This window comes from Variovorax sp. YR750, assembly GCF_900109805.1.
GTDB classification, from domain to species: Bacteria; Pseudomonadota; Gammaproteobacteria; order Burkholderiales; family Burkholderiaceae_C; genus Variovorax; species Variovorax gossypii.
Map to the genome: position 1 here is coordinate 125,518 of NZ_FOBJ01000004.1, position 21,944 is coordinate 147,461.

The following is a 21,944-nucleotide window of genomic DNA, read 5'->3' on the forward strand; positions in this document are numbered from 1 at the left end:
AACCGCATGAGCACCCCATCCGAGCAACGCAGCCGGGCCGTCGAGGCGTCCATCGCCGAGATGAAGAAAGCCATCGGCGGCGCTGAAGCCACCCGCGAAAAACTCGACGTGGTGCTCGATTCGCTGCAAGGCCTGGCCGCGCACACCGAATACTGGGGCGCCGCCGACTTCCCACCGCCCGAGGCCGGCGAGCACCAGGCCCGCTACCTGATCGCCGAGGACCCGGACCAGAGCTATGCGCTCTACCTGAACGTGATGCGCCCGGGCAAGAAGATCGTTCCGCACAACCACACGACCTGGGCCTGCATCGCGGCCGTGGAAGGCACCGAGCACAACCGCGTGTACGAGCGCACCGACGACGGCAGCGTGCCGGGCGTGGGCAAGCTGAAGCAGACCGAGCTGGTGGTCGTCGCGCCGGGCAAGGGCATCGCGCTGATGCCCGAGGACATCCACTCGGTCGAGATCCAGGGCGAGCAGGTCATCCGCCACCTGCACATGTATGGCCGCGCCCTCGAGACGCTGAACAGCCGCACCGCCTACGACCTGGCTGCCGGCACGTACCAGACCATGGGCATCGGCGTGCAGACGCGCCGCTAGCCGCCGCTTCCCCATTCGCATCCCTTCCTCATGCGGGCCGCGCGCCGTGGCCCCGCAGGACTTCGTTCGTCCCGACGACTTGCCCTCATGACTTCCTTCATCGACCCGAAGACCCTCAAATCCTGGCTGCACGACGGTGGCGAGATCGCATTGCTCGACGTGCGCGAGCACGGCCAGTACGGCGAGGCGCACCTGTTCTACGGCATCCCCCTGCCCTTCAGCCGCTTGGAGATCGATGCGCCGCGCCTCGTGCCGCGCCGCGCCGCGCGCACGGTTGTCTACGACGAGGGCGACGGCACCAAGGTCGCCGAGCGCGCCGCCGCGCGGCTCGCCGCGCTGGGCTATACCGACGTGCACGTGCTGCAGGGCGGCGCCCCCGCATGGAAGGCGGCGGGCTACGTGCTCTTCGCGGGCGTGAACCTGCCTTCGAAGACCTTCGGCGAGCTGGCCGAGGAGGTCTATCACACGCCCCGCGTCAGCGCCGACCAGCTGGCCGACATGCTGGCGCGCAAGGACAAGGTGGTGGTGCTCGACGGCCGCCCCACCGGCGAGTTCCGCAAGATGAACATCCCCGGCGCCACCTGCTGCCCCAACGGTGAGCTGGCCTACCGCGTGCGCCGGCTGGTGCCCGACACCACCACGCCCATCGTCATCAACTGCGCGGGCCGCACGCGCAGCATCATCGGCGCGCAGACGCTCATCAACCTCGGCCTGCCCAACCCGGTGTATGCACTGGAGAACGGCACGCAGGGCTGGTACCTCAACGACCACAAGCTGGAGCACGGCGGCACGCAGCGCTACGCCGACGACAGCGGCAACACCGACCTGCGCCCCGCCGCGAAGGCGCTGGCCGCGCGCTTCGACGTGCCGAGCGTGAACGCGCAGACCGTGCGCCAGTGGGCCGACGACGCGGGCCGCAGCCTGTTCCTGTGCGACGTGCGCACTCCGGAAGAATTCGCGGCCGGCAGCCTGCCCGGCGCACAGCACACGCCCGGCGGCCAGCTGATGCAGGCTGGCGACCAGTACTTCGGCGTGCGCGGCGCGCGGCTGGTGCTGTTCGACAACGACGGCGTGCGCGCGCCCACCGTCGCGAGCTGGCTGCGGCAGATGGGGCACGACGCGTGCGTGCTCGAAGGTGGCCTGGCGAGCGGGCTCTCGCTCGCACCGGTCGCACCGGTCGCGGCACCCGCGGCGCCCGCGCTGGCCACCATCGACGCGCAAGCGCTTGCGGCACGCATCGAGCGCAACGACGCGGCGGCGATCGACCTGCGCGGCAGCATGCAGTTTCGCGCCGGCCACATTGCGCAGGCGCGCTGGTCTATCAGGCCCCGCCTCGCGGCCGATGTGAAGAGCGAGACCCGCCAGCTGGTGCTGATCGCCGACGACGCGGCGCTCGCCGCATGGGCGGCCGCCTCCGAACTCGCCGGCATCTCGCCCGCCCCGCTGCTGCTGGCGGGCGGCATGGCCGCCTGGAGCGCCGCCGGCCTGCCGGTGGAAGCCACTCCCGCACTGCCCGCCGATGCGGACTGCATCGACTACCTGTTCTTCGTGCACGACCGGCACGACGGCAACAAGGAAGCCGCGCGCCGCTACCTCGCATGGGAGACCGGCCTGGTCGCGCAGCTCGATGCGCAGGAGCGCGCGGCCTTCCGGCTGCCCGCCGCCGCATCGCACGGCTGACCTGCCTGCCAGCCTGCCAACGGTCCCGCTTTCTGTTCGTCCTTGTCAGTTCCTATTCCAGGAGTTCCGTCATGTCGTTCGCCAGCCGCATCCCGCATATCGCCCGTCTCGCCGTCGCAGCCGCCTGGCTCTCGGCACTCGCACTGCAGCCAGCCACAGCCGAACCGATGGCGCCGCGAAACGGCTTCCCGTCGCAACCGGTGAAGTTCATCTCGCCGTTCCCGCCGGGCGGCGGCAACGACGCCACCGCGCGCCTCGTCACCACGCGCCTGCCGGAAATCATGGGACAGCCCGCCGTGGTCGACAACCGGGGCGGCGCCGGCGGCAACATCGGCGCCAAGGCCGTGGCCGATGCCAAGGCCGACGGCTACACGGTGCTGACCTCGCAGGTGTCGATCATGGCCGTGAACCCGTCGCTGTATGCGTCGCCCGGCTTCGATCCGATCAAGAACTTCGTTCCCATCACGCAGATCAACGCCGCGCCGCTCGCGCTGGTGGTGGAGGCGAACTCGCCCATCAAGAGCTTCGCCGACCTCGCCGCCAAGGCGAAGGCGAGCCCCGGCAAGGTGACCTACGCGACGCCGGGCAACGGCACGCTCTCGCACCTCGTCGGCGTGGTGCTCGCGAAGGACAACGGCGTGGAAATGACGCACGTGCCCTACAAGGGCGCCGGCCCGGCGCTCACCGACCTGATCGGCGGGCAGGTCGACGTGATGGTCACCTCCACCGCATCGGTGGCCGGCATGGTTCAAGGCGGCAAGCTGCGCGTGCTGGCCGTGACCAGCCCGCGCCGCATCGGCGTGTTCGCCAAGGTGCCCACGCTGGAAGAGCTGGGCTACCACGGCGCGCGATTCGAGGACTGGTACGGCTTCTTCGCCCCCGCCGGAACGCCGCCCGAGCGCGTGGCCTTCCTCAACGAAGCCATCGTGCGCACCCTGCGCATGCCCGAAGTGAGCAAGCTCGTCACCGACGGCGGCAGCGAGGTGGTGGCAAGCACGCCCGAGGCCTTCGCGGCGCAGCTGAAGCAGGACATCGATCGCTGGTCGCGCATCGTCAAGCTTTCCGGTGCGCGCGCCGACTGATTGGAGCAACATAGCGGGCCGCCCGCTCCTCGTCTTCTCTTCTCCTCGCCTCCTCTGCACATGTCCGACTCGCACAACGCTCCCGCCGACCTGAAGCTCGACACCCGGCTCACCCGCACCGGCAAGACCGCGTCGTACGCCGGCGGATCCCCCGTCAACGTGCCTCTGGTGCGCGCGAGCACCGTGCTGTTCGACAGCGTGGGGGCGATGCGCGACGCACGGGCGCGGCGCGACGAGGAGCGCGTCTTCAGCTACGGCGCGCGCGGCACGCCGACCGCGTTCGCGCTGGAAGACGCGGTGAGCGAACTCGAGGGCGCCTACCGCACACGGCTCTTTCCGACCGGCCTCGCGGCCATCGGCATGGTGCTGCTGTCGTACCTGAAGCCGGGCGACCACGTGCTGATGTCGGACAGCGTGTACGAGCCCACGCGCAACCTCGTGCACTCGTTCCTGGAGCCGTACGGCATCCGCAGCTCGTTCTTCGCGGCGGACGGCAGCGGCATCGAGGAGCTGTTCGAGCCGAGCACGCGGCTGGTGTACGCCGAGTGCCCCGGCTCGCTGGTCTACGAGATGTGCGACCTGCCCAAGCTCGCCGAACTGGCCCACTCGCGCGGCGCGCTGCTCGCCGCCGACAACACCTGGGGCTCCGGCTGCCAGTACCGCCCTCTCGCGCTGGGCGCCGACATCTCGACGATGGCCGCCACCAAGTACCTCTCGGGCCACTCCGACGTGATGATGGGCACCGTCGCCACGACCGAAGCCGCATGGCGCCCGCTCAACGAACGCTGCGACGCCTTCGGCATGACCGTGAGCCCCGACGACGCATGGCTGGTGCTGCGCGGCATGCGCACGCTGTCGGCGCGCCTGCAGGTGCACGAGCGGCATGCGCTCGAAGTCGCGCACTGGCTGGAGAAACGGCCCGAAGTCGCGACCGTGTTCTGCCCGGCCCTGCCTCAGCACCCGGGGCACGAGATCTGGAAGCGCGATTGCACCGGAACGAACGGGCTGCTTTCCATCGAGCTGCAGCCGGGCGTCGAGAACGCGGCGGTCGAGCGCTTCGTCGATGCGCTCAGCCTGTTCGGGCGCGGCTCGTCATGGGGCGGCTACGAGAGCCTCGTCGCATGGACCAACATGCGCGCCGCGCGCAGCGTGACGGACTGGAGCAAGCGTGGGCCGGTGGTGCGGCTGCATGTTGGGCTTGAGGCGCCGGCGGATCTCACGGCGGATCTGGCGCGTGGGTTCGATGCGATGAACATGGTGACCTGAGATCGAGCCTCCATGTGTCGCATGTCCTGGTCGCTGCGCGCCTACTTCCTCGGCCAGTCCAGCGATTGCGGCGTACTGAACTCCAGCACGGGCGATCCATTCTTGAAGGCATTGAACTGCACGAGGATCTTCTTTGCCTTCTTGGCCGATGCAATGAACTTGCCCGCGCCCTGTAGAAAGATCGTCTCGCTGCTGTGGTCAGCCGGCCCGTTGCCCCCGAAGCGCACCGGAGGCCCGTCGTCGAATTTGATCGTGACCTTGCAGTCATAGGTGCTGCAGAGCATCTGCCCCTTGTCGATCGAAATGAGGACATCAAGCCCGTACTGAGGATGCTGACGGACGGTGAGGTAGCCCCGGTTTTTTCCTTGATAGGGAAAGTCGAAATTCAGCAAGTTGTCCGAAACCGTCTGAGCGCTTGCAGATTTCTTCCCTGTCATCTTGTCGACCGACTCTTCGTAGTTCCAGCCTACGGCATGGGCGGCCGAACAAGCGGCCAACAGAACGGCAACGCCGAACCTTTTCATTTCCTCGCTCCTTTTACTGAAGGAGCAACCTTACCCCATGGAAAACGCCAGGATGACGAAGGTCGGCTAGCGGTTTTCCCCGATCAGCGCCCCAGATGCCTGTCGAAGAACCGCGCGATATCGCCGAACGCCTCCCTCGTCTCAGGCGCATCCGGATTGATGCCGTATTGCGCGTGCGACTGTCCCTCGTACACGTTGAGCTCGGCTTCCACGCCTGCGCGGCGCAGCTTGCGATGCGTACGCACGGTGTTCGACAGGAACAGGTCGCGCGTGCCGCTGGTCAGGATCGCGGGCGGAAAACCCTTGAAGTCGCCGTAGATCGGCGAGAGCTGCGGATCCTTCAGGTCGCGGCCCGCCGCGTACAGCAGCGCGGCGCGGCCGAGCCAGCCGTCCCAGGTGACGAGGATGTTGTCTATCCATTCGTTGGTCTGGTAGCTGTCGCCGATCTTCGAGATGTCGGACCACGGTGTGCCCGGTGCGATGGCGGCGGGCAGCGGCACGTTCTCCGCCTTGGCGCGCAGCACCAGCGCCAGCGTCATCGCGCCGCCGGTGGAAGTGCCGAAGACCGCCATGTTCCTCGGCCTGTTGGTCTTCACCAATTCCTTCCATACGGCCATCGCGTCGTCCATGGCGGCCGGGTACGGGAAGTCCGGCGGCATGCGGTAGTCGACGGAGACGACCTTGTAGCCGCCGATGCCGGCCAGCAGGATCGCCTCGGGCAGGGCCGACTCGCCGGGGCCGAACACGTAGCCGCCGCCGTGCACGTGCATCAGCAGCCGCTTCTCGTTGCCGGGCGCGATCTTGTTGGGCGTGACGATGAAGGCGTTCACGCCCGCGATCTTCGTTGCCTGCACGGAGACGCCGAGCTTCTGCTTCAGCGCGGGTATCGCAGCGATCACCGGCGCGGCGCGGCTGTTGACGAGCTGCTTCCACTCCGCCGCGTCCTTGGGCGCCGCGTTGAAATGCGGCGGGTACGGCGCCGCGATCAGCGCCTGCATCTGCGGGCTCACCTCGTTCGTGGGCACGGGGCTGAGCTGGGCCGGCGAGCGCCGCCCGCCGGCCTGCGCATTGGCCGCGGCCTGTGCGGTGGCCTTCTCGGCATAGGTCTGCGGGGCTTGCGTGGAGCACGCAGACAGTACGACGGCAGCGAGCAGCGCCGCGGCGCGCGAGATCCTGGAAATCATCGGCTTCCTCTTCTTTGTCTTGTGGATGGCGCCGGCTGAAGGCCGTGCGCACCGATGCTCGCATTGCACGCACGCGGCAAGCACCCGTTGAAACCCCAAGCGAAGGCATCGCGATTGCGCCCGATGCGGACAAAAGCACTCAGATGGAATGAAAACTCAGCGCCACTGCGCCAATATCCGGCGCACTTCTTCGTCGGTGGTCGCACCGAACGATCGGTACCAGTTGCCGACAGCGACGAAGGGCTCGGGCACGTGCATGCACACCACCTCGTCGGCACGGGGCGCCGGGCCTTTCAACGCATCGCACGCGGTCGCACTGCCCACGGGCACGGCCACGACGACAGACGCGGCACCGAGCGCCCGCGCCGCGATCACCGCCGCGCGCATCGAAAGACCGGTGGCGAGCCCGTCGTCGACCAGCAATGCCGTCATGCCGCGCAGGTCCAGCGGCGCGCAGTGCTCGCGGTACTCGTGCTCCCGCCGCTGCAGTTCGCGCCGCTCGCGTTTCAGGACGCGCGCCACGCCCGGCACGTCTTCGCCGGTCACGTGGATGCCGCCCGTGGCGATGGCGCCGACTGCGTATTCCTCATGGCCCGGGAAGCCAAGCTTGCGCACGACGAGCACGTCGAGCGGCAGGTTCAGCGCCCGAGCCACCTCGGCGCCGACCGGCACGCCGCCCCGCGGCAATGCGAGCACGATGCAGCACTGCGCATCGCGGTAGTGGCTCAGCAGCGTCGTCAGTTGCCGGCCGGCATCGGTTCGATCCCTGAACATGGCATGCCTCTTTGCACGCGCTTCATCCGTGGCCGCCTGGCGCGTGAGCGTCGCCGCCTTCGAGGACGGTTTCGGCGCGCATGCCCATGCCACCGCCGCCTCCGCCGATCCCACTCTTCGAACCGCCACCGCGCCCGCCACCAGCGCCCTCGCCGCGCGCGGGCGTGCCCTTGGCTCGCACGGGGCCCTGCCTGGGAATGCTCAGTTCCGCCGGAACGGGGTCGAGGTCGAGCACATCGCGGATGAAGGTGCGCAGCGCCACTACCAGCTCGGCGGTCTCGACCGCCCGGCCCGCGACCATGTCGTTGGCGGCCTTGGTCGCGAGGCGCACGTGCGTCTCGGTGCCCAGCAGGATCACGTCGGAGAGCGCAGCCTCCACGGTATCGCGGATGCGCCGGCGGCGGTCCGATGCGGACAGGTCGGCATGGCCCGCCGCATCCTCCGGTGAAGCGGCTTCGGCCCGCTGCCTGAGCTCACGCAGATGGCTGGGGTCGACGGCCAGGTCGCCGGTGAACGAGCCACCCAGCACCTTGTAGGCCGCGATGAGTGTCTTCAGCCGCTCGTTGATCTGGCGGTTCTGCCGCTCGCGCCGCTGCTGCACGCCGTGCATCACCAGCAGGCGGATGCCGACCGCCACGACGGAAACCAGCACCAGTCCCAGCAGCGTCGTGAAGAGGCCCTGCCAGGAACTGAAGTCGAGCACATTGCGCATGGTTGGCTGTCCTTGCGTCGAGGGCGACCGGATGCCCTCGCCATGCGGCATTGTGCGACCGGCGCACGGGCGCCGCCGTAGTCGGATGCCGACTCAGTCAGTCGCAGGCACGCTTGCCGGAGGGCGAGGTCCGCAGGCGGTTCAGGAAGGTCAGTTGCACCTTCGCCGTCTCGCTGCCCTGCACCGCCGCGCGGCGCATCCACTCGCCGGCTTCGCAGCGGTCGGCCTTCACGGCGGTGCCGTAGAGCGCCGGGCCGGTCATCAGCACCATGCCGAGCATCTCCTGCGCCTCCGCGTGGCCTTCGATGGCGGCCTGCCGCAGGTGATCGAGCATCGCGCGGTAGTCGCGACCGGCCTGCGCCTCTAGCGCGAGCTGGAAGCGCTGCTCGGCCTGCAGGTCGAGGTCGGCACCCGCGGGACGCGCCGCACTGATCGCCGCCACCAGCAACAGCACGCCCGACAGCAGGACGCGCAGGCGCAGCGACAGGCCGGTCATCTGGTTGAGGTTGAGTTCGGATGGCATCGAGGTTCTCCACGAGTGATGTTGTCGTGGAGGCATCGTCGCGCTGCCGCGCCGAACGGAAAAGCTGGAATTCGCGCAGGCGGGCTCAGCCGCAGACTGAGGCGACGCCCTCACCCATGCTCAGCGTACCCGGGCTCGCGTCAGCAGGTAGCTCTGGTGCACCACGTTGTCGACGTAGTACGGCTCGGCCAGCGCATCGAACTCGGCCCGCAGCGCCGCCAGCTTCTGCGGATCGTCGGCGAGGCCTTCGACGAGCTTGCGCATCGGGCCGACCGAGCGCTCCAGGAACAGGCGGAAGTGGTCGATGCTCAGGGCCGGAAAGTGCATGGTGCCGCGCCCGAAGAACGGAGCATCGAAGTGCGGCCCCAGGCGCTCCGCGACGATGCCGGGGTTGCCCCATTGCGGCGGCGGCGATGCGCCGGCCGGAGGCGGCGGTGAGTTGCGACCGATGAAGGCGAACAAGCGGCCCACGAAGTGCTCGGGCGGCCAGGTGGCGAAGGCGATGCGCCCGCCGGGCTTGAGCACGCGGCGCATCTCGGCAATGGCCACTTCCGGGCGCGGCGCGAACATGTGGCCGAACTGGCTGAGCACCACGTCGAAGGAGGCATCGGCATACGGCAGGTTCTCGGCATCGCCTTCGGTCCAGACGATGTCCTCGAGCCCGGCGATGGTCGCGTTCTCTCCCGCGGCCTCGATCAGCTCGGGCGTCAGGTCGAGCCCCGTGACGCGTGCGCCGCGGCGTGCCGCCGTGACGGCCACCACGCCGGTTCCGGTGCCGACGTCCAGCACCGACTCGCCTTGCTCGACCTGCGCGAACCTGACGAGATGCCCGGCCACCGGGGTCGTGAACATGGCGGTCGGCGCGAAGGTCGACCACATCTCGCGCTGCCGGTTCTTGAACTCTGCAAACGGGTCCTGGGACATATCACCCTCCATGTCAGCCACGAGGCTGCGGACATGGGCGGGACTCTAGGCCCGGGGAATGAGCCCGTCCATCCCTCGGGACGGGGCTTCGACAGGCAAGAGCTGTAACGCAATGCCGCGCCGGGCTCAGCAGCAGCGGCCCTTGCCGGCGCCGTAGCGCGCCTCCAGCCGCTCGCGGAAGAAGGCCTCGTAGCTCATCGGCGGCTGGTCGGGGTGGGTAGCCGCCATGTGCGTCAGGTAGGCGTCGTAGTCGGGCAGCCCGACCATGAGCCGCAGCGACTGCTTGAGCGAGCGCGCGAAGTAGCGCCCGGCTTCCGGCAATGCAGCGAGGCCCATGGCGTTCAGTGGGCGGCCGTGGTGGCGGCGCCCATCGCCTCGAACGGCGTCTCTTGCGTGGTCGGCCGGTTGGCCGCGCGCGCAGCGATGCAGGCCTTGATGCTGTACACCAGCACGCTCAGCACCACGAAGATGAAGAGCGCGCACAGCGCGGCGTCGAGGCGGTCGTTGAAGACGATGCGCGACATGGCCTCGGGCGTCTTCGCCGGCGCCACCAGCACGCCGTTGGCAATGCCCTCGGTGTACTTGGCCGCGTGCGAGAGGAAGCCGATCTTCGGGTCGGACGAGAAGATCTTCTGCCAGCCCGCCGTGAGCGTGCAGGCCAGCAGCCACGCGGCCGGCGCAATGGCAACCCACGCATAGCGCTCGCGCTTCATGCGGAACAGCACCACCACGCCCAGCATCAGCGCGACGGCGGCCAGCATCTGGTTGGAGATGCCGAAGAGCGGCCACAGCGTGTTGATGCCGCCCAGCGGATCGACCACGCCCTGGTAGAGGAAGTAGCCCCAGGCCGCCACGCACAGCGCGGTGGCGACGAGGTTGGCCGGCAGCGAGTCGGTGCGCTTGAGCGCGGGCACGAAGCTGCCCAGCAGGTCCTGCAGCATGAAGCGGCCCGCGCGGGTGCCGGCGTCCACGGCCGTGAGGATGAACAGCGCCTCGAACAAAATCGCGAAGTGGTACCAGAAGGCCATCATGGCCTGCCCGCCGATCGCCTGGTGCAGGATGTGGGCCATGCCCACGGCCAGCGTCGGCGCGCCGCCGGTACGCCCGAGGATGGTGGTCTCGCCCACGTCCTTGGCGGTCTGCACCAGCATCTCGGGCGTGATCACGAAGCCCCAGCCCGACACCGTGGCAGCCACCTGCTGCGCGGTGGTGCCCACCAGCGCGCCGGGGCTGTTCATCGCGAAGTAGATGCCGGGCTCGATGCACGAAGCGGCCACCAGCGCCATCACGGCGACGAAGGACTCGGCCAGCATGCCGCCGTAGCCGATGAAGCGCGCGTGGCGCTCGTTGTCGAGCATCTTGGGCGTGGTGCCCGAGGAGATCAGCGCGTGGAAGCCGGAGACAGCGCCGCAGGCGATGGTGATGAACAGGAACGGGAACAGGCTGCCCGACCACACCGGGCCGTTGCCCTGCGCGAACTGCGTGATGGCGGGCATCTGCAGCGTGGGCATCACGAACACGATGCCGATGGCCAGCGCGATGATGGTGCCGATCTTCAGGAAGGTCGAGAGATAGTCGCGCGGCGCGAGCAGCAGCCACACCGGCAGGCTGGCGGCGACGAAGCCGTAGCCCACCAGCATCCAGGTGAGCGCCTTGCCGTCGAAGGTGAAGAGCGGCGCCCATTCGGGGCTCTGGCTCACGGCCTGGCCGCCGAAGATGGCGAGCATCAGCAGCACGAAGCCGATCAGCGACACCTCGCCGATGCGCCCCGGGCGGATGTAGCGCAGGTACACGCCCATGAAGAGCGCCACGGGAATAGTCGCGGCCACCGTGAAGGTGCCCCACGGCGATTCGGCCAGCGCCTTCACCACGATCAGCGCCAGCACCGCGAGGATGATGATCATGATCATGAAGGTGCCGAACAGCGCGATCATGCCGGGCACCGGCCCCATCTCCTGCTTGACGAGGTCGCCCAGCGAGCGGCCGTCGCGCCGCGTGGAGATGAACAGCACGATGAAGTCCTGCACCGCGCCGGCGAACACCACGCCGGCCAGCACCCACAGCAGGCCGGGCAGGTAGCCCATCTGCGCGGCGAGCACCGGGCCCACCAGCGGCCCCGCGCCCGCGATGGCCGCGAAGTGGTGGCCGAACAGCACGTTCTTGTCGGTCGGCACGTAGTCCAGGCCGTCGTTGTGGCGGTGCGCCGGCGTCTTGCGGTTGCCGTCCAGGCCCAGCACCTTGTCGGCGATGAAGAGGCTGTAGTAGCGGTAGGCGATCAGGTAGGTGCAGATCGCGGCGGCCACCACCCAGAGGGCGTTGACGCTTTCGCCTCGGGTCAGGGCCACGGTGCCCAGCGCGAACGCGCCGATCACGGCCACGACCAGCCACACCAGATGGCGTCGGATGCTGTGCATGCGGATGTCTCCTAGGTATTGAACCCGGGGAGTTTTGCCGGGCCGGGGCGTCGGCGCATCCGTCGGACCGCGCGGAGCGGCCGCGTGGCTTTGCGTAATGGAAAACCCTCGATTGCGCTGTTGCGCGGACCCGGCAACGGGCCCGTTCGAGGGCTTGCATTTTGCATAAATGTGATAAATTCACATTCTTAACAATGTGAAACATTCCTTTCGAGCCACGATGAACCAGCATTCGCAGGCACGCAGACGCAGCAGCGGCTTCACATTGATCGAGCTCATGATCACGGTCGCGATCGTGGCCATCCTGGCGTCGATCGCCCTGCCGAGCTATCAGCAGTACGTCATCCGCTCGAAGCGCTCGGCGGCCCAGGCGCAGATGCTGGACATCGCCAACCGGCAGCAGCAGTTCCTCATCGCCAACCGCGGCTACGCCGACAAGGCGGCGCTCACCGCCAGCGGCTACAGCCTGCCCGCCGAGGTTTCCGGCAGCTACAGCTACGACGTCACGCTCTCCACCACCGGCGCCCCGAGCTACACGCTCACCTTCACGCCGACCGGCTCGCAGTCGGGCGACGGCGCTCTCTCCCTCACCAGCGAAGGCGTGAAGACGCCGTCCGGCAAATGGTGACGAGCCGCCCCGCCCGCCGCCAGCGCGGCACCACGCTCATCGAGGTGCTGGTCACGCTGCTCATCCTGGCCTTCGGCCTGTTCGGGCTCGTGGGCCTCCAGGCCCGCATGCAGGCATCCGAGATGGAGTCGTACCAGCGCTCGCAGGCGCTGATCCTGCTGAACGACATGGCCAGCCGCATCGCAACCAACCGCCGCACGGCCGCCAGCTACATCACCAGCGCACCGCTGGGCGCCGACGCCGCCTGCCCCACCTCCACCGGTACGCGGCAGCAGGTGGACGCCAAGGAATGGTGCAACGCGCTGCAGGGCGCCGCCGAGGTCTCCGGCAACAGCAAGCTCGGCACCGTGATCGGCGGGCGCGGCTGCGTGGAGGACATGGGCAACAACGAGTACCTCGTCACCGTCGCCTGGCAGGGACTGGGGCCGATCTCGGCGCCGCCCGACGGCGTGGCCTGCGGCAAGGGCCAGTACGACACCGGCACCCAGTGCAAGGACGACAAGTGCCGCCGCACCGTGACCACGCTGGTGCGCATCGGGTCGCTCTCATGAGCAGCCGCCGCACCGCGGTCGTCGCGCCGCGCCGCATGCGCACGCCACTGCGGGCCCAGCGCGGCCTCACGCTGATCGAGCTGATGGTCGCCATCACCATCATGCTCATCGTGGTGGCGGCGCTGCTCGCGCTCTTCCTGAACGTGAGCAACTCGCAGCGCGAGCTGGAGCGTGTCAACCGCCAGATCGAGACCGGCCGCCTCAGCGTCTTCGTGCTCGAGAACGAGCTTTCCCACGCGGGCTTCTGGGAAAACTACATGCCCGAGTTCGACGACCTCACCGTCACCGGCGCCCCCACGCACGTGCCCACCGGCGCGCTGCCCGACCCGTGCCTGCCCTACTCCGCCGCGAACTGGACCGACGACTACAAGCGCCAGTTGCTCGACCTGCCGGTGCAGACCTACGACAGCGTCCCCGCGAGCTGCGCCGACCTGCTGAAGAACAAGAAGGCCGGCACCGACATCCTCGTGGTGCGCCACGCCGAGACCTGCCTGCCCGGCACGACCAACTGCGATGCCGACACGAGCGGCGCCATGTATTTCCAGTCGTCGCTGTGCGGCACGCAGAAGCCCTCCTCGTTCGCCCTGTCGACCGCCGGCTTCGACACCATGTTCCGCAAGGACTGCACCACCCCATCGCCCAAGCGCAAGCTCGTGGCGGACATCTACTACGTGCGCGACTACGCCGAGACCGCCGGAGACGGCGTTCCCACGCTCGCGCGCTCGCGCTTCGACCTGGCGGGCGGCACGCTCGCGCAGCAGCCGCCCGTGCCGCTGATCGAGGGCGTCGAGGGCTTCCGCGTCGAGCTCGGCCTCGACACGCTGAGCAAGACCGGCGCCGCCGTCGACTACACCACGGCCATCGCCTGGGCCGACCCCGCGAACAAGTCCACGCCCGCCAACCGCGGCGACGGCAGCCCCGACGGCGCCTTCGTGCACTGCAGCACCAGCCCGGCCTGCACCGCCGACCAGCTGGTCAACGTGGTGGCCGTCAAGCTGCACGTGCTGGCGCGCAGCGCCGAGGCGTCGCCCGGCCACACCGACACCCGCACCTACCAGCTCGGCGGCTCCACGCTGGGCCCCTTCAACGACCACTACAAGCGGCACGCGTTCTCCACCTCCGTGCGCCTGACCAACGTCACCGGCCGGAGGGAAACGCCATGAACCCACGCGCGCCACTCGCCCGCGGCACCGGCCAGCGCGGCGCCGCCCTGCTCATCGGAATGATCATGCTGCTGCTGATCACGCTGGTGGTCACCGCCGCCTTCAACCTGAGCAACGCCAACCTCAAGGCGGTGGGCAACCTGCAGACGCGCAACGAGGCGGTCGCCGCCGCCAACCGCGCGATCGAGGAAGTCGCCAGCAGCCTGCTGGTGCCCGGCAGCGACGGCAGCCCGACGCTCGCGGCACCGCAGCAGACCGTGAGCATGGTCGACATCGACAACGACGGCGTCACCGACTACATCGTGACCGTCGCTCCTCCCGTCTGCGTGCGCGCCACCAAGGCCCTGGACAGCGGCGGTGGCGGCACCACGGGCCCAGGCGGCATCACCGGCGGCGCCTCCAGCAGCGGCTCCGGGCTTGCGACGCTGCCCGACCAATACAACTCCGTCTGGGACATCAGCACCACGGTCACCGACGCCCGCAACGCCACCGGCTCTTCCACTGCCGTGCGTCAGGGCGTGCGCGCGCTGCTCAACAAGGCGCAGTTCGATGCCTTCTGTGCCTCCTAGGCATGCCACTTCACGACAACCCGACGACGAACAGGCCCGCACCATGATCCGGAAACTTCTCGCTTCGCTGTGGACGGCCGCCGCGCTCACCGCGTTGACGGCGGGCCAGGCCCGCGCCGAGGACATCGACCTCTTCGTGGGCTACAACCCCAGCGCGGCGCAGGCGCCGAACGTGCTGTTCGTGCTGGACAACACGGCCAACTGGAACCAGCCCTTCACCGCCGAGATGACCGCGCTCGCCTCGGCCTTCGAAAGCCTGAAGGCCAACAAGTTCAAGGTCGGCCTGATGATGTTCACCGAGACCGGCCAGGGCAACTCCAACTCCGACGGCGGCTACGTGCGCGCCGCGGTGCGCACGCTGGACGACGGCACCAAGATCAAGTACGGCGCGCTCATCCGCAGCCTCGACAAGCTCGGCGACAAGTCCAACGGCGGCAAGGCCGGCAAGACCATGGCCGAGGTCTATCGCTACCTCGCCAGCGGCACGCCCATCGCCGGCAACAGCAAGAACAAGGCCGACTACAGCGGCAACGTGAGCGGCACGCAGGCCTCGAAGGACATCTACGCGCTCACGCGCAACGCGCTCAGCGGCTTCTCCGCCACCACCTACGTCGGCCCGAGCACCGAGAACTGCACCGGCACCTACGTCATCTACATCAGCAACGGCGCGGCGCAGGACAACACCAGCGACAGCCAGATCTCCAACGCCGCCCTGCGCGCAGCGGGCGGCGATGCGACGCAGATCGCACTGAGCCCCAGCGGCTCGCAGGACAACACGGCCGACGAATGGTCGCGCTTCCTGCAGACCAGCATGGGCGTGAAGGTCTACACCATCGAGGCCGCCAAGGCCACCGGCGGCCAGGGCCCGGGCTGGAGCGCGCTGCTCAAGAGCATGGCCACCCAGAGCAAGGGCGAGTACTACGACATCTCGGCGCAGCCCAACCTCGGCAGCGCGCTCGGCGCGGCGCTGGACGACATCTTCAGCAAGATCCAGTCGGTCAACAGCGTGTTCTCCTCGGTGAGCCTGCCGGTGAGCGTGAACACCCAGGGCACCTACCTGAACCAGGTGTTCGTGGGCATGTTCCGTCCCGACCAGGACGCCTTTCCGCGCTGGAACGGCAACCTCAAGCAATACAAGCTGGGCCTGGACAGCACCAACCAGCTGATCCTGCAGGACTCGGTGGGCAACAACGCCGTCAACAACCAGACCGGCTTCATCGCGCCCTGCGCGCGCAGCTTCTGGACACCCGCGCCCAGCGACACCGACGTCTACTGGAGCTTCCGGCCCTCCGGCGACTGCCTGGGCAAGGAAGCCGCCGACAGCCCCGACGGCAACGTGGTGGAAAAAGGCGCGCAGGGCTACATGCTGCGCCGCCTCGCAGTGGCCAACCGCAACATGAAGACCTGCGCGCCGGGCAGCTGCACCGCCCTCACCGCCTTTGCCGACGGCAACTCCGCCATCACCAAGGCCGCGCTGGGCGTCACGGCGGACACCGACCGCACCGCGCTCATCAACTGGGCGCGCGGCCTCGACAACAAGGGCGACGAGCGGCTCGACGCGCAGGGCAACCCCGTCACATCGACCTCCATGCGCCCCTCCGTGCACGGCGACGTGGTGCACTCGCGGCCGGTGGCCATCAACTACGGCACCGACGCCTCGCCCCAGGTGGTGGTGTTCTACGGCGGCAACGACGGCGTGCTGCGCGCCGTCAACGGCAACCGCAGCGCGGCCATCGGCTCGGCGGCCGCTGGCGACGAGCTCTGGTCCTTCATGCCGCCGGAGTTCTACGGCAGCCTCAAGCGGCTTTACGACGACACCACGCGCATCAACTTCCCCGGCCTGCCGGTCACCGCCGGCGCGGTCGCGCCCAAGCCCTACGGCATGGACGGCCCGGTCTCGGCCTACCGCAAGGACAGCACCGCCTGGCTCTACGCGAGCATGCGCCGGGGCGGCCGGCTGATCTACGCCTTCGATGTTTCCTCCGCCTCCGCGCCCACGCTGAAGTGGCGCAAGGGCTGCCCCAACCAGGGCGACGACACCGGGTGCGACACCGGCTTCGAAGGCCTCGGCCAGACCTGGTCGGCGCCCAAGGTGATGCGCGCCAGCGGCTACGGCGGCGGCAACAGCCCGCTGCTCATCTTCGGCGGCGGCTACGACAAGTGCGAGGATGTCGACACCAACAGCGCCAGCCAGGCCTGCGGCAGCGGCGCAAAGGGCAGCGGCATCTACGTGCTCGACGCCGACACCGGCGCGCGCCTGCAGATGTTCGCCACCGCGCGGCCCGTGGTCGGTGAAGTCACCGTCGTCACCGACTCCCTCGGCATCGCCCGCATCGCCTATGCCGCGGACCTGGGCGGCAACGTCTACCGCATCGCACTCGACAGCGGAGCGCCGTCCGCCTGGACCATGACGCAGGTCGCCTCGCTCGGCTGCGACACCGTGACCACCTGCACGCCCAACCGCAAGTTCATGTTCGCCCCCGACGTGGTGGAGGACAACGGCTCCTTCGTGATCCTGCTGGGCTCCGGCGACCGCGAGAAGCCGCTGCGCTACTACAACGCCGCGCTGGGCGTGGCCAACCGCTTCTACATGCTGGTCGACAAGCCCACCGACAGCACCTGGCTGAGCAGCGAAGTCAGCCGCTGCGGCACCGGCAACGGCCTGCTGTGCCAGGCCTCGCTGCAGCCCATCACCGACACATCCACGCCGAGCTCTTCCGACCTCGCGACGAAGAAGGGCTGGTACCTCGCCCTCGCCGCCGGCGAACAGGTGGTGACGAGCTCGGTCACGGCTTACGGCATCACCACCTTCAACACCCACACGCCGACCAACCCCAACACGCAGTCGTGCCGCGCCGACCTCGGCACCGCGCGGGTCTACAACGTGTCGTACGTCAACGCCGCTCCTCAGGGAACCGGCGGCCGGTTCCAGAACGTGGTGGGCGGCGGCCTCGCGCCCTCGCCCGTGGTGGGCCGCGTCCAGCTCGACGACGGCAGCATGCGCGACGTGGTGATCGGCGCCAACCCCGACTCCTTCCTCAGCCCCAAGGGCACCGCGCCCAAGGCCGCGTTCAAGCAGCCGAAGGGCCGGGTCTACTGGTTCATCCAGAAGTGAGCCCGCGGAGCTCCGGCAACATGCGCAACCGCCCCCGCACCGCCCGCGCGCACGGCTTCACGCTGGTGGAGCTGATGGTCACGCTGGCCGTGCTGGTGGTGCTCGTCGCCATCGCCGTGCCTTCGTTCGACAGCATCCGGCTGTCCACGCGCCTGAGCGGCTACGCCACCTCGCTGGTCTCGGGCAGCCAGCTCGCGCGCAGCGAGGCCATCAAGCGCAACGCCCCGGTCACCCTGTGCGCCTCGGCCAACGGCACCAGCTGCAGCACCAACGGGCAATGGGAAGCCGGCTGGATCGTGCTGAGCGGCACGCAGGTGCTGCGCGTGGAAAGCGCCGCGGCCTCCGGCTACCTGCTGCGCGAAGCGGGCGGCGCCAGCGCCATCGTGTTCCAGGCCACCGGCATGGGCGCGGGCCAGAGCCGGATCACCATCTGCCGCACCACCCCCAGCGCCAACCAGTCGCGCGCCGTGAGCATCAGCGCGACGGGGCGCACCAACGTCACGAAGTCGAACGACGGGACCTGCACGTCGACCTAGGAAAAAGCGGCCCGGCGGACCAACGACAATACGGCGCAGCGACGGGGGTTGGATGGCGGCCCGCCCCCTGTCTTGGAACTTAGAACTCACGAACCCAGGAGCAACGACCGCATTCATGGAACACCGGCTGGATTGGGCCCTTGCCGCCTGCGCTCGCATCCTTCGTCCGGTCGTCCGGCTGGCGCTCGCCATGGGCGTCAAGCACCCGCACCTCGAGGAACTGCTGCGCGACCTGCTCATCGAGGAGGCGCAACGCTCCTGGCGCCAGCAGGGCGTGAAGCGGCCCAACCTCAGCCAGATCTCGGTGACCACCGGCCTGAACCGCAAGGCCGTCACCGCCAAGGTCCGCTCCACCGTCGATCCCCTGCCCCACACCGAACTCTCGGCCGCGGCCAAGACCTTCACGCTGTGGCTGCAGATGATGACCGGCGACGACGCACTGCGCCGCCTGCCCGTGACCACCGAGAGCGAGGAGCCTTCGTTCGAGCGCGTGGCGCGCCTGGCCAGCCGCGGCAACATCCATCACCGCACCATCCTGGATGAGCTGGTGCGCCTGAACATGGTGGCCGAGGACAGCGGCGTCGCCGAGCTCATGTCAGACGGCTTCGTTCCGGTCGAAGACCTCCAGTCGATGCTCGCCTTCCTGGGCGACAACGGCCGCGACCACCTGCTGGCGGCCGTTTCCAACACGCTGGGCGAATCGCCCCGCATGCTCGAGCGCGCGGTGTACGCGCGCGGGCTCACGCTGGAAGACTGCGAGAGCATCGAGCGCCTCGCGCGCGAACGCTGGGCCGGACTGCATCACGAGCTGGCCCGCGAAATGACCAAGGCCGTCGACCGCGCGCCCGCCGACAGCAAGGCGCGCATCCGCGTCGGCATCTATACCTATTACGAAGACGACGAAGCCGCGCCGAAGAAGAGCGGGCCCTCACGATGAACACGATCCTCACATTCACACGCTCCTTCCGGTTCGCGCACGGCGTCCTGCGCGGCCTGCTGCTCGCAGGCGGCATGGCCATGCTTCTTTCCTGCGGCGGCGGTGGCGGCGGAGCGTCCGGCACCGGCGTTGCGGGCGTCTCTGGCACGGCAACGGGTACCACGGCTGGCACGGACACAGGCGGCGGTGGCGGCGGCAACGCCTCGGGCGGCGACGCCGGCGGCAGTTCGGGCGCCGGCAGCGGCAATGCAGGCGGCGACGGCACCAGCACCGCAGGCAACACCAACGGCGACGGCTCCGGCGTGGGTTCGGGCGGCACCGGCGTGAGCGCGGACGCCGCCGGCATCGGCGCCGCTGACGGCCTCGGCAGCGTCATCCTCAACGGCCTGCGCTACGACACCGACAGCGCCACCTTCGCCATCGAAGACGCCAGCGAGCTGCAGATCGGCATGAGCGCGCGCATCGCCGGCAAGGTCGACGCCAACTTCACCAGCGGCACCGCCGCGCAGGTCGTCTCGGCCGCCGAGTTGCGGGGCACCGTCTCCGCCATCGACCTCTCGAACGGCAGCTTCACCGTCATGGGCAGCCGCGTGACCACCGACACCGCCACCGTCTGGGGCGACTCCAACGGCGCGGCCGACCTGGTCGACGGCGCCGTGATCCAGGTCTGGGGCCTGCCCGCCGCGCCGGGCACGCTGCGCGCCACGCGCGTCCAGATCGCGCCGGGCTCCGTCGAGCCTCTGGTGACCGGCACCGTCCAGAACCTCGACCTTGTCGGCCGGCACTTCACGCTCGGCCTGCTCACCGTCGACTATGGCCCCGGCCTCGACACCGCCAGCCTGGCCGAAGGCGCCATCGTCCGTGTGCGCGGCACCGTGGCGCCGGTGGCCGGCCACTTCACCGCCACCACGGTCAAGGGCTGGTACGCCATCCCCACGGCCGACGGCATCGCGCTCCAGCTCGCGGGCGTCGCCACCGACTTCGCCTCGCTCGGCGACTTCCGCGTGCTCGGCAAGAAGGTCGACGCGCGCAATGCGCAGATCACCGGCGGCCCGGCCGGCTCCATCGGCAACGGCGTCAAGGTCGAGGTCGACGGTTTCCTCTCGGGGCAGGTGCTCGTGGCGAAGAAACTGCGCATCCGCTACGTGCCGGGCACGGGCGGGCCGGCGTCCTTCACGGTGATCGGCCCCGTCGCCGGCTACCAGTCGGCCGCCGACTTCATGGTGCGGGGCCAGCGCGTGAATGCCAGCGGCTCCGCTACCATCTTCGAAAACGGCACCGCCGCGGACCTGGGCAATGGCAAGCGCGTGACAGTAGTCGGAGACCGCGTGGTCGACGGCGTGCTCATCGCCCAGCGCGTTACCTTCGCGCAACCCTGAGCCACGGGGGCCGAGCCCGGTACTGCGCGGTGCCGGGCAACCCAGGCCACGTCGTCCGCGGCGCGACCGGATCGATCGATCGGAGCCATGGACACGCAAGCCACCCAAGCGCCCGCATCCTCGACGCCACGCTGCTGCATCGCAGGTGGCGGCCCCGCCGGCATGGTGCTGGGCTTGCTGCTGGCCCGCGCCGGCGTGCCGGTCGTCGTGCTGGAGAAGCATCTCGACTTCCTGCGCGACTTTCGCGGCGACACCGTGCATCCGTCCACGCTCGAAGTGCTGCACGAGCTGGGCCTGCTCGAAGCCTTCCTGCAGCGCCCGCACGACCGCATCGACGAACTGCGGGCCACCTTCGAGGGCCGCAGCGTCGCGGTGGCCGACTTCAGGCACCTGCCCTCGCACAGCAAGTTTCTCGTGCTGATGCCCCAATGGGACTTTCTCGACTTCATGTGCGACGAGGCCCGGCGCTACCCCTGCTTCGAACTCTGGACCGACGCCGAGGCAGTCGGCCTGCTGCAGGACAAGGGCCGCGTGAACGGCGTGAAGGTGCGGCTCGGCCGCCATGCCGGCCAGCCGCGCGACGTCGAGCTGCACGCCTCGCTGGTGGTGGCGGCCGACGGCCGGCATTCCGCGCTGCGCGATGCGGCGGCGCTGCCGCACATCAGCTTCGGCGCGCCCATCGACGTGCTGTGGATGGCCGTTCCGAGACTGGCCGGCGACCCGTCGGCCACCGCGGGCCACGTCGCGGGCGGCCACTTCCTGGTGACGCTGAATCGCGGCGACTACTGGCAGTGCGCCTTCGTCATACCCAAGGGTGGCCATGACGCGCTGCGGGCGCGCGGCATCGGAGCCTTCCACGAGGAAATCGGCCGTATCGCGCCTTTCCTCGCCGTCCGGCTGCCTTCCGCCTTGCCCGACTGGGATTCGGTGAAGCTGCTCGAAGTGACGGTCGACCGCCTCGAGAGCTGGTCGTGCCGCGGCCTGCTGTGCATCGGCGACGCCGCGCATGCGATGTCGCCGGTGGGCGGCGTCGGCATCAACCTCGCCGTGCAGGACGCCGTGGCCGCCGCCAACCTGCTGGCCGCCGCGCTGGCCGGCGACGCGACCGAGAAGCAGATCGACGCCCTGCTGCCCCAGTTGCAGCGCCGCAGGGAACTGCCCGTGCAGGTCACCCAGGCCGTGCAGCGATTCATACAGGACCGCGTGCTCATGGCCGTGCTCGACGGCAAGCCGGCGACAGGCCCGCGGCGCCTGCCCTTGCCCCTGCGGCTGCTCGCGCGATGGCCGCTGCTGCGCAGGCTGCCGGCGTGGGCCGTTGGGCTGGGCCTGCGGCCCGAACACGTGACTTCGCCGCGCTCGCCGCGCACATGATGAAAAACTGGCATT

Annotated in this window: 21 protein-coding genes; 13 read left to right on the plus strand and 8 right to left on the minus strand. The window is 69.2% G+C overall.

Annotation, left to right across the window (positions count from 1 at the left end; genetic code table 11):
* Positions 1 to 6: 6 nt before the first annotated feature.
* The 4 genes from BMY35_RS09705 to metC all read left to right on the plus strand — a co-directional run bounded on the left by BMY35_RS09705 (position 7) and on the right by metC (position 4,625).
* Positions 7 to 597, plus strand: coding sequence for a cysteine dioxygenase family protein (locus tag BMY35_RS09705; RefSeq protein WP_093197515.1), 591 nt, complete (start codon positions 7 to 9; stop codon positions 595 to 597).
* Positions 598 to 684: 87 nt separating this feature from the next.
* Positions 685 to 2,277, plus strand: coding sequence for a rhodanese-like domain-containing protein (locus BMY35_RS09710; RefSeq protein WP_093197518.1), 1,593 nt, complete (start codon positions 685 to 687; stop codon positions 2,275 to 2,277).
* Positions 2,278 to 2,348: 71 nt separating this feature from the next.
* The gene (locus BMY35_RS09715) at positions 2,349 to 3,359 is read left to right on the plus strand and encodes a Bug family tripartite tricarboxylate transporter substrate binding protein (protein ID WP_093197521.1); all 1,011 of its coding nucleotides are present in this window, start codon (positions 2,349 to 2,351) and stop codon (positions 3,357 to 3,359) included.
* A gap of 60 nt (positions 3,360 to 3,419) precedes the next feature.
* A complete protein-coding gene (gene metC / locus BMY35_RS09720) occupies positions 3,420 to 4,625 on the plus strand; it encodes a cystathionine beta-lyase (RefSeq protein ID WP_093197524.1) in 1,206 nt (401 codons plus the stop codon).
* Between the two features lie 41 nt (positions 4,626 to 4,666).
* On the opposite strand, the gene BMY35_RS09725 is transcribed toward metC, so the two are convergent.
* From BMY35_RS09725 to BMY35_RS09760, 8 genes are all read right to left on the minus strand, one after another.
* The gene (locus BMY35_RS09725) at positions 4,667 to 5,149 is read right to left on the minus strand and encodes a hypothetical protein (protein WP_093197527.1); all 483 of its coding nucleotides are present in this window, start codon (positions 5,147 to 5,149) and stop codon (positions 4,667 to 4,669) included.
* 83 nt (positions 5,150 to 5,232) lie between these two features.
* Positions 5,233 to 6,333 carry an alpha/beta hydrolase gene (locus tag BMY35_RS09730; protein ID WP_093197531.1) on the minus strand — a complete coding sequence of 367 codons (1,101 nt, stop codon included), beginning with the start codon at positions 6,331 to 6,333 and terminating at the stop codon, positions 5,233 to 5,235.
* Between the two features lie 156 nt (positions 6,334 to 6,489).
* A complete protein-coding gene (locus BMY35_RS09735) occupies positions 6,490 to 7,107 on the minus strand; it encodes a phosphoribosyltransferase (RefSeq protein WP_093197534.1) in 618 nt (205 codons plus the stop codon).
* A 22-nt stretch (positions 7,108 to 7,129) separates the two neighbouring features.
* Positions 7,130 to 7,819, minus strand: a complete 690-nt coding sequence (locus BMY35_RS09740; protein WP_093197536.1) for a hypothetical protein — start codon at positions 7,817 to 7,819, stop codon at positions 7,130 to 7,132.
* 97 nt (positions 7,820 to 7,916) lie between these two features.
* A complete protein-coding gene (locus BMY35_RS09745; RefSeq protein ID WP_093197539.1) occupies positions 7,917 to 8,342 on the minus strand; it encodes an SEL1-like repeat protein in 426 nt (141 codons plus the stop codon).
* Between the two features lie 120 nt (positions 8,343 to 8,462).
* Positions 8,463 to 9,266, minus strand: coding sequence for a class I SAM-dependent methyltransferase (locus BMY35_RS09750; protein WP_093197542.1), 804 nt, complete (start codon positions 9,264 to 9,266; stop codon positions 8,463 to 8,465).
* A gap of 126 nt (positions 9,267 to 9,392) precedes the next feature.
* A complete protein-coding gene (locus tag BMY35_RS09755) occupies positions 9,393 to 9,602 on the minus strand; it encodes a YbdD/YjiX family protein (RefSeq protein WP_093197545.1) in 210 nt (69 codons plus the stop codon).
* A 5-nt stretch (positions 9,603 to 9,607) separates the two neighbouring features.
* Positions 9,608 to 11,680, minus strand: coding sequence for a carbon starvation CstA family protein (locus tag BMY35_RS09760; protein WP_093197547.1), 2,073 nt, complete (start codon positions 11,678 to 11,680; stop codon positions 9,608 to 9,610).
* Positions 11,681 to 11,900: 220 nt separating this feature from the next.
* Here BMY35_RS09760 and BMY35_RS09765 point away from each other — a divergent pair, with 220 nt between their 5' ends.
* From BMY35_RS09765 to BMY35_RS09805, 9 genes are all read left to right on the plus strand, one after another.
* A complete protein-coding gene (locus tag BMY35_RS09765; protein ID WP_093197550.1) occupies positions 11,901 to 12,308 on the plus strand; it encodes a type IV pilin protein in 408 nt (135 codons plus the stop codon).
* Positions 12,302 to 12,859 carry a type IV pilus modification protein PilV gene (pilV, locus tag BMY35_RS09770; protein ID WP_093197553.1) on the plus strand — a complete coding sequence of 186 codons (558 nt, stop codon included), beginning with the start codon at positions 12,302 to 12,304 and terminating at the stop codon, positions 12,857 to 12,859. The genes BMY35_RS09765 and pilV overlap by 7 nt, the downstream gene beginning before the upstream one ends.
* Complete coding sequence (locus BMY35_RS09775; protein WP_093197555.1) at positions 12,856 to 14,022, plus strand: PilW family protein; 1,167 nt, start codon at positions 12,856 to 12,858, stop codon at positions 14,020 to 14,022. The genes pilV and BMY35_RS09775 overlap by 4 nt, the downstream gene beginning before the upstream one ends.
* On the plus strand, positions 14,019 to 14,591 hold the full coding sequence (locus tag BMY35_RS09780; protein WP_093197559.1) for a hypothetical protein: 573 nt from the start codon (positions 14,019 to 14,021) through the stop codon (positions 14,589 to 14,591). Before BMY35_RS09775 ends, BMY35_RS09780 begins: the two co-directional genes overlap by 4 nt.
* Positions 14,592 to 14,634: 43 nt before the next feature.
* Positions 14,635 to 17,706 carry a pilus assembly protein gene (locus tag BMY35_RS09785; protein WP_093197562.1) on the plus strand — a complete coding sequence of 1,024 codons (3,072 nt, stop codon included), beginning with the start codon at positions 14,635 to 14,637 and terminating at the stop codon, positions 17,704 to 17,706.
* Positions 17,707 to 17,726: 20 nt separating this feature from the next.
* Positions 17,727 to 18,242 (plus strand): GspH/FimT family pseudopilin, encoded by a 516-nt coding sequence (locus BMY35_RS09790; protein ID WP_093197564.1) that lies wholly within the window; start codon positions 17,727 to 17,729, stop codon positions 18,240 to 18,242.
* Positions 18,243 to 18,357: 115 nt separating this feature from the next.
* Positions 18,358 to 19,179 carry a DUF6502 family protein gene (locus BMY35_RS09795; RefSeq protein ID WP_093197567.1) on the plus strand — a complete coding sequence of 274 codons (822 nt, stop codon included), beginning with the start codon at positions 18,358 to 18,360 and terminating at the stop codon, positions 19,177 to 19,179.
* Entirely contained in the window at positions 19,176 to 20,558 is a 1,383-nt protein-coding gene (locus BMY35_RS09800) for a DUF5666 domain-containing protein (protein WP_093197569.1), read from the plus strand. The genes BMY35_RS09795 and BMY35_RS09800 overlap by 4 nt, the downstream gene beginning before the upstream one ends.
* An 87-nt stretch (positions 20,559 to 20,645) precedes the next feature.
* Entirely contained in the window at positions 20,646 to 21,929 is a 1,284-nt protein-coding gene (locus tag BMY35_RS09805; RefSeq protein ID WP_093197572.1) for an FAD-dependent oxidoreductase, read from the plus strand.
* Positions 21,930 to 21,944 lie beyond the last annotated feature (15 nt).

Bases quoted from the DNA above. Each gene is read 5' to 3' on its own strand.
- pilV (WP_093197553.1), top strand. From the start codon at position 12,302: ATGGTGACGAGCCGCCCCGCCCGCCGCCAGCGCGGCACCACGCTCATC.
- BMY35_RS09750 (WP_093197542.1), bottom strand. From the start codon at position 9,266: ATGTCCCAGGACCCGTTTGCAGAGTTCAAGAACCGGCAGCGCGAGATG.
- BMY35_RS09715 (WP_093197521.1), top strand. From the start codon at position 2,349: ATGTCGTTCGCCAGCCGCATCCCGCATATCGCCCGTCTCGCCGTCGCA.
- BMY35_RS09745 (WP_093197539.1), bottom strand. From the start codon at position 8,342: ATGCCATCCGAACTCAACCTCAACCAGATGACCGGCCTGTCGCTGCGC.
- BMY35_RS09740 (WP_093197536.1), bottom strand. From the start codon at position 7,819: ATGCGCAATGTGCTCGACTTCAGTTCCTGGCAGGGCCTCTTCACGACG.
- BMY35_RS09705 (WP_093197515.1), top strand. From the start codon at position 7: ATGAGCACCCCATCCGAGCAACGCAGCCGGGCCGTCGAGGCGTCCATC.
- metC (WP_093197524.1), top strand. From the start codon at position 3,420: ATGTCCGACTCGCACAACGCTCCCGCCGACCTGAAGCTCGACACCCGG.
- BMY35_RS09755 (WP_093197545.1), bottom strand. From the start codon at position 9,602: ATGGGCCTCGCTGCATTGCCGGAAGCCGGGCGCTACTTCGCGCGCTCG.
- BMY35_RS09790 (WP_093197564.1), top strand. From the start codon at position 17,727: ATGCGCAACCGCCCCCGCACCGCCCGCGCGCACGGCTTCACGCTGGTG.
- BMY35_RS09795 (WP_093197567.1), top strand. From the start codon at position 18,358: ATGGAACACCGGCTGGATTGGGCCCTTGCCGCCTGCGCTCGCATCCTT.
- BMY35_RS09765 (WP_093197550.1), top strand. From the start codon at position 11,901: ATGAACCAGCATTCGCAGGCACGCAGACGCAGCAGCGGCTTCACATTG.
- BMY35_RS09780 (WP_093197559.1), top strand. From the start codon at position 14,019: ATGAACCCACGCGCGCCACTCGCCCGCGGCACCGGCCAGCGCGGCGCC.
- BMY35_RS09725 (WP_093197527.1), bottom strand. From the start codon at position 5,149: ATGAAAAGGTTCGGCGTTGCCGTTCTGTTGGCCGCTTGTTCGGCCGCC.
- BMY35_RS09735 (WP_093197534.1), bottom strand. From the start codon at position 7,107: ATGTTCAGGGATCGAACCGATGCCGGCCGGCAACTGACGACGCTGCTG.
- BMY35_RS09710 (WP_093197518.1), top strand. From the start codon at position 685: ATGACTTCCTTCATCGACCCGAAGACCCTCAAATCCTGGCTGCACGAC.
- BMY35_RS09785 (WP_093197562.1), top strand. From the start codon at position 14,635: ATGATCCGGAAACTTCTCGCTTCGCTGTGGACGGCCGCCGCGCTCACC.
- BMY35_RS09800 (WP_093197569.1), top strand. From the start codon at position 19,176: ATGAACACGATCCTCACATTCACACGCTCCTTCCGGTTCGCGCACGGC.
- BMY35_RS09760 (WP_093197547.1), bottom strand. From the start codon at position 11,680: ATGCACAGCATCCGACGCCATCTGGTGTGGCTGGTCGTGGCCGTGATC.
- BMY35_RS09805 (WP_093197572.1), top strand. From the start codon at position 20,646: ATGGACACGCAAGCCACCCAAGCGCCCGCATCCTCGACGCCACGCTGC.
- BMY35_RS09775 (WP_093197555.1), top strand. From the start codon at position 12,856: ATGAGCAGCCGCCGCACCGCGGTCGTCGCGCCGCGCCGCATGCGCACG.
- BMY35_RS09730 (WP_093197531.1), bottom strand. From the start codon at position 6,333: ATGATTTCCAGGATCTCGCGCGCCGCGGCGCTGCTCGCTGCCGTCGTA.